General features: G+C 55.0%; 4 protein-coding genes. All 4 read right to left on the reverse strand.

Annotated elements, in window-relative coordinates:
* Positions 1–5,033: non-ribosomal peptide synthetase (locus G9G57_RS25105; protein ID WP_164965669.1), on the reverse strand; the 5,033-nt coding region annotated here is incomplete at its 3' end.
* 230 nt (positions 5,034–5,263) lie between these two features.
* Positions 5,264–6,997, reverse strand: coding sequence for an ABC transporter ATP-binding protein (locus G9G57_RS25110; protein WP_029514286.1), 1,734 nt, complete (start codon positions 6,995–6,997; stop codon positions 5,264–5,266).
* Positions 6,994–8,820, reverse strand: a complete 1,827-nt coding sequence (locus tag G9G57_RS25115; protein WP_019688691.1) for an ABC transporter ATP-binding protein — start codon at positions 8,818–8,820, stop codon at positions 6,994–6,996. The genes G9G57_RS25110 and G9G57_RS25115 overlap by 4 nt, the downstream gene beginning before the upstream one ends.
* The coding region (locus G9G57_RS25120; RefSeq protein ID WP_148105530.1) for a thioesterase domain-containing protein at positions 8,810–10,183 on the reverse strand (1,374 nt) is incomplete at its 5' end. The genes G9G57_RS25120 and G9G57_RS25115, both read right to left, overlap by 11 nt.

The raw sequence follows: 10,183 nt of genomic DNA on the forward strand, positions 1-10,183 counted from the left end.
GGTCTGCCGGTCGTTCCCGACGTGTAGATGACATAAGCCAGGTTGAGCGGCCCGGAAATCGGCTCCAGGTTCGAAGCGTCCAGCGCACCTTCGGAGTCCGCCCCTCTGTCGCCCCAAACGAAATCGTCCAATTCGAGGCGCGTTCCTACGAAGTCGGTCTTCTCGTGCAGATGCTTTTGAATCAGCAATAACGGCGCACCCGAATCCTCGATCATGAAGCGAATGCGCTCCTCCGGGTAGTCGGGATCGACAGGCACGTATGCTCCGCCTGCTTTGAGAATCGCCAGAATGCCGACGACCATATCGAGCGAGCGTTCGGCCAGAATCGCTACCAGCTGGTCCGCTTCTACTCCCGTCTCCCGCAGCTTCCGCGCAAGGCGGTTGGATCGCTCGTTCAGCTCGCGGTAGGTCAGCTGCCGCTCGTTCATGACGGCGGCCACGTTGTCCGGGTAAAGCTCCGCCTGCTCTTCGAACAAGCCGTGAATCGTCTGCTGCCGCGGGTAGTCCGCCTCTGAATCGTTGAAACCGCGCATCAGCTCGCGAATTTCCTCCTCCGTGAGCATTTCCAGCGAGGCAATATCCCCGTCCGGCGCTGCTGCGATGGTTTCGAGCAGCTTGTCATAATGTCTGGCGAACCGCTCCGCGGTCTCCTGTTTATACAAAGCCGTAGCGTACTCCAACCGACATTCGAGCTGACCGTCCATCTCCGAAATGTCCAAGAGCAGCTCGAACTTGGATGTTCGGTTTTCCAGCGGATAAAACGATTGCTCCAGCCCCTCGATGACAATTTGCTCGTTCTCCGTATTTTGTAGGGAGAAGAACGTGTCAAAGAGCGGATTCCGGCCGGTCGCGCGCGGAATGTGAAGACTTTCTACCAAGTCTTCGAACAAATAATTTTGGTGTTCGAAAGCCCCGAGCGTGATATCCTTGATTTCTTCCAGGTACGAAAGGTACGGCTTGGAACGCTCCGGACGGCTGCGAATGGCCAGCGTGTTGATAAACATCCCTACGATCGGCTGCACTTCTTCCTGCGTTCTTCCGGCAATCGGCGTTCCTACGATCAGATCCTCCTGACCCGAATATTTATGCATAAGGATGGTGTAAGCCGACAGCAGCACCATGTACAGGGTCGTCCCTGTCCGTGCCGCTAGTTCTTTCAGCTTCTCCGTCCGATCTTTCTCGATATAAAACTTCACGGTTCGGCCGTCAAAGCTTTGCACCGCAGGCCGCGGGAAGTCCGTCGGTAGCTCCAAGACCGGCAGCTCGCCCGACAGCTGTTCCAGCCAATACTCCTTCTGCGGCTGGAGCATCTGCCCGTAAGCTTCGGAATGCTGCCAAACGGCATAATCTTTGTATTGAATGCGCAGCGGGGCCAGCTCCTCGCCCCGATACAGGCGGCTGAACTCGTCGAAGAGCAGCGCTGTCGAAATACCGTCCGAGACGATATGGTGCATATCGAACAGCAGAATGTGGCGATCCTCGGCGACTTCGATCAAGCCGATGCGGAGAAGTGGTGGCTTAGTCAGATCAAACGGGTGATAGTAAGCTTCCACCACTTGCTCCACTTCCCGCTCGCTCGCTTGGAAATAATCTACAGCAAAATCCAACTCGTCATAGATGCGCTGGACAAGCTCGCCTTGAACCTGCTCGATCCCGGTACGCAGCGTCTCATGGCGCTGAATCAGCGCCCGGAACGCGTGCTCGACGCGCGTGCGGTCCAGCTTGCCTTCGAGAAGAAGCGCCGCCGACATATTGTAGCTGCGCTCGGCCCCGTCAAGCTGGCGCAGGACGTACAGACGCTTTTGCTCGGATGAAACCGGATAGCACTCGGCCTCAGCCGCCTTTGTAATCTCATACGTCTCCTGCTGCCTTAAACCGCCGATTCTTTGGGCCAGCTGTTCGATCGTGGTGTAGCGGAAAACTTCCCGCAGCGGAACCTCGACTTGCAGCTCTTTCCTAATCTTGGAAACCAGCGTGGAGGCCCGCAAGGAATGACCACCCAAGTCAAAGAAATCGTCTTGGACTCCAACTCGCGCAATACCCAGTACCTGCTGCCAAATGAGAGCAAGTCTTGTTTCCAGCGTTGTACGAGGAGCCACATACTCACGGCCTGCTTCTATCTCTCCCGTCGGTTCAGGCAGCGCTTTGCGGTCAATTTTGCCGTTCGGCGTGAGCGGAAGCTTATCAAGAGACACCAGCCGGGCCGGGACCATATGAGCCGGCAGCTCTTGCTTCAATTGGGACAGCAGATCGCTCAGCTGCAAAGAAGCATCCGCCGCCACGTAACCGCACAAATACTTTTGCCCCTGCTCATCCGTACGGTCGGTCACCACAGCCTGCTTGACGCCCGGGAAACGCAGCAGGGCCGTTTCAATTTCGCCGAGTTCGATCCGGAACCCGCGAATTTTCACCTGATAGTCGATCCGGCCGATGAAGTCGACGTTGCCGTCTTCTAGCCAGCGGGCCAAATCGCCTGTCCGGTACAGACGTTCGCCCGGCACAAACGGGCTGTCCGCAAACTTCTCGGCGGTTAGGTCCGGACGGTTCCAGTACCCGCGCGCCACCCCGGCGCCGCCGATGACAAGCTCGCCCGGAACCCCTACAGGAACCGGCTTTAACGCAGCATCGACAATGTAAAACCGGGCGTTCAGCCAAGCTTTGCCGATCGGCACATGACCCGACGGCGGCAACTTATCCAGCGGCTCACCGTAAAAGCTGCTGTCAATGGCCGCTTCGGTAACGCCATAGCTGTTGATGATGCGGAATTGTCCGCCGAATCTTTCCTGTAGCAATCGGTAATCGGTGACACTGCAAGCATCCGAGCTGGTAATCAGCAACTGCATGGAGCTAACGTCCAGCCCTTCTTCATAAATATGCTGCATGAACGGCAGGATGAGCGCAGGCGTCGATTCGAATACCGTAATGTTTTGGTCCCGAATCCAGCCGTATAAGAGGTTCGGATCAATCCGGTCATCCTTCGGCACAATCACCATCGTGCCTCCGTTATACAGCGTCCGCGCGATGTCTCCGACAAACACGTCAAACGAGAAGCTGGCCAGCTGCAGCAGCCGCACCGGAAACTGATCCAACCGGTACTCGCGACGGTACGCATCCGCCGTATTCACGAGACTACCGTGCTCAATCATGACGCCTTTCGGGCGTCCCGTCGTACCCGAGGTGTAAATCACATAAGCTAAGTCTTGCGGGGCGCTGTCGGCAGATTCAAATTCCACGGCTAAGGCATCCCCGTTATAAATCTGTTCATCATCCATGGCATAGACAGCTTGAAGCTTCAGCCGGTCATCGGCCAACCAACCTCCGGCCCGCTCCAACAGATGACGCTGCGTAAGCAGCACCGATGCATCGCTATCGCTGAGCATGTACTCAATCCGCTCCGCGGGATAATCGGGGTCCAGCGGTACATAGGCTCCGCCGGCTTTCCAAACGGCGAGCACCCCGACCAGCAGTTCCACCGAACGCTCCGCCCAGATCCCCGTAATCGTCTCCCTTCCCACGCCCTGTTCGCGAAGGAGAGAAGCCAGCCGCTCGGCGCGTTCGTTCAATTCGCCGTAGGTCAGCTGTTTGTCCATGTAGACGACTGCCGGATGATCTGGAATTTCCCGAGCAAACTTTTCAACATACCGATGAAACGCTTCTCCCTCGCTCAGCCCTGCCACCGGCGGGTTAAAAACATTGAGAATGCGGTGTCTCTCCTCATCGCTCAGCAGAGAAATCTCGCGTACCGGCAGTTCGGGACTCTGAAGAAACTGGTCCAGAACGGTTACATACTGTTCCATAATCCGATCAATCTCGGCCTTCTCGAACAGACCCGTACGATAGGAAGCATGGAGAATTACATGGCCTTCATTCAGCATATGGTCGAAGCGCAGCAGCAAATCGTCCATCTCGTGCCTAGCGAAGTGAGCCTCTAAGCGTACCTTGATTTCCTCGTACTCCACGATTTTCAAAGGCAGATATTCCAGAGACGTGCGGAACAGCCCCGAAAGATCGTTGCGGCCGTGTTGTTCGCGTAAATCCTGGATCAATTGGTTATAAGGGTATTTCTGATACCGCAGATCCGCCGTATTTTCCTTGGAAACCGTTTGGATCAATGAAAGTACGTGCCCGTCTGGATTCAGACAAATCCGCGTAGCCACAGTGCTGACAAACATGCCGATCGTTTCTTTTTCCTTCTTGCTGGTGCGATTGGCGAAAACCGTGCCGACCGGAACATCGGTGCTGTCGGTCAGTTTGTACAATAAGGCGTACATGGCGGACAAAAATAACGTATATAAGCTGACCTGATATTGTTCGCTGAAGGCCAGAATGCGTTCATACCGGGAACCGTCCAAAGTGATGGACAGTTTATTGGATTCGCTGCCGATCGAGAATGGCGGATACGATTTAATGCCGGTCGTTTCAGGCAAAGTGTTGTACTTTGTCAGCCAGTATTCCTTGCCTTTTTGATAACGCTGCGATTGCTCATATTCACGCTCCGAGGAAATATAATCTAGATAGGAAGGGGGCTGGTAACTGCTGGAGATGCCTTTGCGCAGTTCCAGGTATTTTTCCATCACCGCATGCAGCAAAGCATTGACGGACAAGCCGTCGGCGATAATATGATTTACCGTCAAATTGAGCCATACTTGGCCGTTCGCAAAATGGATAATCGTAAATTGGTAGAGGTGTTCGTCGAACACGCTGGCCGGTTTTTCGCTTACTTCTTTCACCCAAGCATAGAATTGTTCGGTTGTGCCTATTTCGAGGCGGCTTATCCTAGCTTGGACATTCTCCGGCTCTTCGAACCACTGCGTTGGATTTTGCAAATCCCCGCTAATGCGGATTCGGAAAACGTCATAGGTTTTGACGATCTCTGCCGCCGCTTGCTTCAGAAGCTGTGTGTTGATCTCGCCCGTAATCTGGTAGGTCGCGGAAAGCATCGTGATGGACGTTCCCGGATTCATAATTTCCATGAACCATATTCGGCGCTGGGCTTGCGTTAATCCATATTGCTCGTTGGTATCCTCTCTCACATCGACACACTCCCGGTTTAGAGATTCTTTATAGATAGGCTTTGTACCTAGATGTCACTTAGTCACTCTTAGAAGAACCGCGCAGGCCATTCCCGGAACGGCTCCTTCGGACTCTTCCTCCTTTTTCGTGTCTGCGTTTTCTGGTAACTACCGGTTATAAAGTCATACCTTGGATTGCTAAAAGACTCTGTCGCATTCGCGAGCAAGAAGCCGCCCGCCGTAAAGCGGGTCTAGCCGTACAGCCGGGCGTAATAACCTCCGAGCGCAATCAGGTCCTGATGGCAGCCCCGCTCGACGACCGTCCCTTGGTTCATGACGGTAATCAAATCCGCATGTTCCACGGTGCTGAGACGGTGGGCGATCAGGATGGTGGTGCGCCCTTTCATCAATACGTTCAGGGCCTGCTGTACCCAATGCTGGGATTCGTTATCCAGCGCGGAAGTCGCTTCGTCCAGCAGCAGAATCGGGGCGTTTTTGAGAATCGCCCGTGCGATCGCAATTCGCTGCCTTTGTCCGCCCGACAACGACGCTCCTCTCTCTCCCACCGGCGTTTTATACTGTTCAGGAAGTTCCTGAATGAAATGGTGAGCGTACGCCGCTTTGGCCGCTTCGATCACTTCTTCATCCGTTGCATCCAGGTTGCCGTAGCGGATGTTTTCCTCAATTGTGCCGGTAAACAAGAACGGCTCCTGCGGAACGTATGCAATCTGCCTGCGGATTTCGTCCAGCGTGTAATGGCCGAACGGTTTGCCTTGGAGCAGGATTTCTCCGCTGTCCACAGGATAAAAGCCGAGCAGCAGCTTGATCAGCGTACTTTTGCCGCTGCCGCTGGCCCCCACGATAGCGGCGACCTGTCCGGGAAACACCTGCATGGAGATGTCAACAAGCACCTTTTTATCCGCCTGATAGGAAAATTCCACATCGCGAAACTCCACCGCAGCCTCCGACACGAGCTCGCTGTGAGGAGATCCCAAACGCTCCGGTTCCTCTTCCTCTCTTAGTACTTCTTGAATCCGGTGAGCGCCCGCGAGCGAATTTTGGGTCATCGACAGAACCGTCCCCAAGTTCAACAAGGCGTGCGTCAGATTCACTTGCAAAACCGCCAGGGCGGCGACGCTTCCCATTCCCATCAGTCCGTAGGCATAAAGAAGACTGCCGATGACGATGATGCCGCAGAACGTGACGTAGCTGATAAAATGATTCACCGCAGCCTGCATGCCGTTCTTCTGCGCGGTTTGCCGAAGCGTCTGCGTCATTTGTTCGTTCAACGCCTCGTACTGGCCGTAAATCGTGCGGATGCGGAACAGCTTCACAATTTGAATGCCGCCCATAAAATCTTTGAATTTTTCGGTCATTTTACCGAGCGTTTGCAAGCCTTGTTCGGACAAGGCGCGAATATCCCGCGCAAATTTCAGGCTGACCACGGAGGACAGCAGCAGAATGACGAAGGATACGCCGGCAAACCGCCAATCGATCAACACCATGGAGACAATGGAGCCGATGCAAAAGACAACTTGAAGCAGCAAAACAAAGTAAACCTGCGAGAATGTAAACTCAACGGTCGTTACGTCGTTGTTCACCCGCGACAGCAAGTCCCCATGGTGCGTCTGCTCCAGGAATCTCGGCCGCACCCGGCACAGCTTTTCATAAAGACGTTCGCGGATATTCAGCACAGTCAGCTCGACACTGCGCTGGTATAAGTAAATGAACCAGGGAGAAATCACATTTTCCAGGAACAAGGCCGCGCCCAAAATAATAAAGGCTTCCACTATCAGGGACGTATCTCGGGACACGGCGAAATCAACCAAGTTATGTACGACCAAGCTGAAGGCGATCAGGAACAATGTCTGGGTGAGCGCCGTCACTGCCAGGCCAATGGCGTACTGGGTTTTGCGCTTGCGGTTCATAAACATCAGCAAGTAGCTTAGTTCTTTCACTTGCGAGAGCCATCCGCCCTTTTTCATGTGTACGCCACCTCCCTGCGTTCGGCAGACTCGGTAAATTCCTGATAGTACGACTGGGCGTACAGTCCCTTCATCTTCAGCAATTGTTCATGAGTGCCCTTTTCAACAATACTCCCCTGTTCCATGACCCAAATTTCGTCGGCGTTTTGTACTGTAGAAAGCCGGTGGGCAATAATCATCGTCGTTCGCTGCTTCATCAATACGCCCAGCGCTTCCTGAACCGCGCTTTCCGACTCCGGATCAAGAGCCGACGTTGGCTCGTCCAGCAGCAGAACGGGAGCATCCTTCAGAAAAGCCCGGGCCATTGCAATGCGCTGGCGCTGCCCGCCGGACAAAAAGCCTCCGCGCTCTCCGACATACGTCTGGTAGCCGTCGGGAAGCTGCATAATGAAGGAATGCGCCTGAGCGGCTTTGGCGGATTCGATAATCTCGTCCATCGACGCTACTTCCCGCCCGTAGCCGATATTTTCAGCGATCGTGCCGCTAAACAAATACGAATCCTGAGTTACCACAGAAAAATGCGACCGAAGCTGCTCCGGATCGGCGCCGTGGATCAGGCTGCCGAACACGCGGATCTCGCCCTGGTCCTTCGGAAGCGGATAAAAGCCGCATACAAGCTTAAACACCGTGCTCTTCCCTCCGCCGCTCGCTCCGACAAGCGCGATCGTCTTCCCTTCCGGCACCGAGAAGCTAACATTCCGCAGGATCGGGGAGCTCTCCTCATACCCGAAGTTTACGTTCTGAAACTCGATGGGGGCGGCGCTCGCTTTCGAAAGCGAGCGGCCATTTTCCGTTTCGGTCGGCTGCTCGACGATTTCGGAGACCCTTCTCAGGGCACCGGCCATTTCGAACGTCCGCGTGATGAGCTCGGGAATATGCTCCAGCGGCTCCAGACACAGATTCAGCAAGTACAGGAAGGCGATCAGCTCTCCCGCACCTAGCTGCCCTTTGTAGATCAAATAGCTTCCGTAACTGACGGCGAAAATGATCGGGCTGATCATCAACGTGGAAAGCAGCGGGTTGACCCAGGCTTCCCGCTTTTTCACGGCCAGCTTTTTTTGGGCCGTCAATTGCAGCAGCACTTGGTAGGAGCGAGATAACATGCCGGATAGCAGGTAGCTTTTTACAATAGGCATACCCCCAAGCGTATCCTGGAGGTTGACGTTCATTCGGCCCATGTTCGCCTGGGCTTCCTCCGTCAACCGCTCCAACTGCTTGCCGATCCACTGGGAAACCAGCAGCGCTACGGGAAATAACAGCAGGCTGTACAGCATCAGCTCCCATTGGAGGTAGAGCAAATAAGCGAAACAGCCGATGAACAACAGCGGATGATAAAACCACTGGGCGAGGTCCCGAATCATAAACTGCTGGATGAGCTGCAGGTCGTTGTTGATCCGCGACAAGACATCGCCGGAGTGCTGCTTTTCTAAATAGGAGACCGGGAGTTTACCGATATGACGCATGACATGGTTGCGGATATCCTGCACCGCAGAGGCGCTGCTTCGCTCCACGCCGAAGCTCATGAAAAACTTCGCCGGCACACCGATCAAGATGACCACAAAGACCGCGTACACGATTTGCAGAACGATTGGCCCCGCCCCCTTCTCGGCCTGGGTGGTCAGCTGCTCGATCAAACCTCCCGTCCATATCTCAATAACGGCGGCGGCAATCGCGGACAAGACACCGACGATCATCCAGCCTTTGTGACGGCTTACATAGGACATCAGCCAGCGGAACGCTTTCCAGGCGGCGTAAGCGGTTTGGCGCTTGAAAGGCGCCGCTGTGCCTTGTTCTTGAACAGACGGCTGTCGGTCAGCTTCCATGCAGTACACCGGCCTCCGCTTCAATCTGCCGCTTGACTTGCTCTAAGATGTCCCGGATGACGACGGCCGTTTCGTCCACGCGCGCGAGTTCCAGCAATTCCTCGTGCGCGCCCTCCAGCCGGTAATCGGCGTAAGCTTGCGTCGTTGCCCCCTGCCAGGAAGGCAATTGGTGCTCCAGGCGGAACGCTTCGCTGTCCTTCGCAATCAGTTCGTAAATCCTGGCCGGGATCGTGCCGGAATTAATGAGTTGCGCTTCGTACGCCAAGGTCGCTTTGACCTTCCGATGAACCCGCTCCCGCACGAGCGGGTTGCTCATTAGTTCCTTCTCTTCTTCGTCGAAATCGGCAAGCGTTTCTTCAAGCTCTTTCTCCGACGTTTCGGAAGGCGTCAGCGTGTGCTTAATCCACGAGTCCACCATAAGCACGTCTGTTACGGAATACCCTCTTTTCTCCATCGTTTTGGCTACCTCGAACGTCAGGTTTCCTCCGAAGCAGTAGCCGAGCAGCACGTAAGGTCCTTCCGGCTGGATGCGGACGATCTCGTCCACATAACGGTTCAGCATGGCCTCGTAATCGACGGCATCGTCGATAAAATCAATGCTGTAGAGCACGGACCGACCGTCGAGCCTGCTTGCGAGCTCTCGGTAACCGATGCCGAAGCCGCTGCCCGGAGGGAAGCAGAACACATTCAGATTTCCTACTTTATTCAGCTTAATGAAGGAGTCTCCCCCTTTATCCAGGCCCAGGTCCCCCTCTCCGAAAGCCATGGCTTCAACTGTTACATTATGGAATTGGCGGTTTAGCGGTATCTCAATGCCCGTTTCATCGTAAACGGCTTGAACGAGCCTCATCAGACTTAACGAATTGCCACCCAACTCAAAAAAGTTATCCTTTACGCCGACCTGCGGAACGCCAAGCGTATCCTGCCAGACGCGGGCGATCTTCATTTCGAGCAGCGTTCTCGGCGCGACATATTCCGCTCCTCGGGCCGCGGCTTCCTCCGGCGCGGGCAGCGCTTTGCGGTCGATTTTCCCGTTCGGGGTCAGCGGCATCCGCGAAAGCTGCACGAGGTGCGAAGGAATCATATACCCCGGAAGCTGCTTGGCGAGCTCCTCCTTGAGTTCATGCACCGCCAGCCTCGTTTCCGCGACGTAGTAAGCGACAAGCTGCTTTTGGCCGTTCGCGTCGTCGCGGTCGAGCACCTTGGCTTCTTGAACGGCGGCGATCTTCAGCAGCTGCGTCTCGATTTCGTCCAGCTCGATCCGGTACCCGCGGATTTTCACCTGATGATCGATCCGGCCCAGGTATTCGATGTTGCCGTCCGGCAGCCAAGCCGCCAAGTCGCCCGAGCGGTACAGTTTCTC

Origin of the sequence: Paenibacillus sp. EKM211P, from assembly GCF_011066175.1 — a bacterium.
Classification (GTDB): Bacteria; Bacillota; Bacilli; order Paenibacillales; family Paenibacillaceae; genus Paenibacillus; species Paenibacillus polymyxa.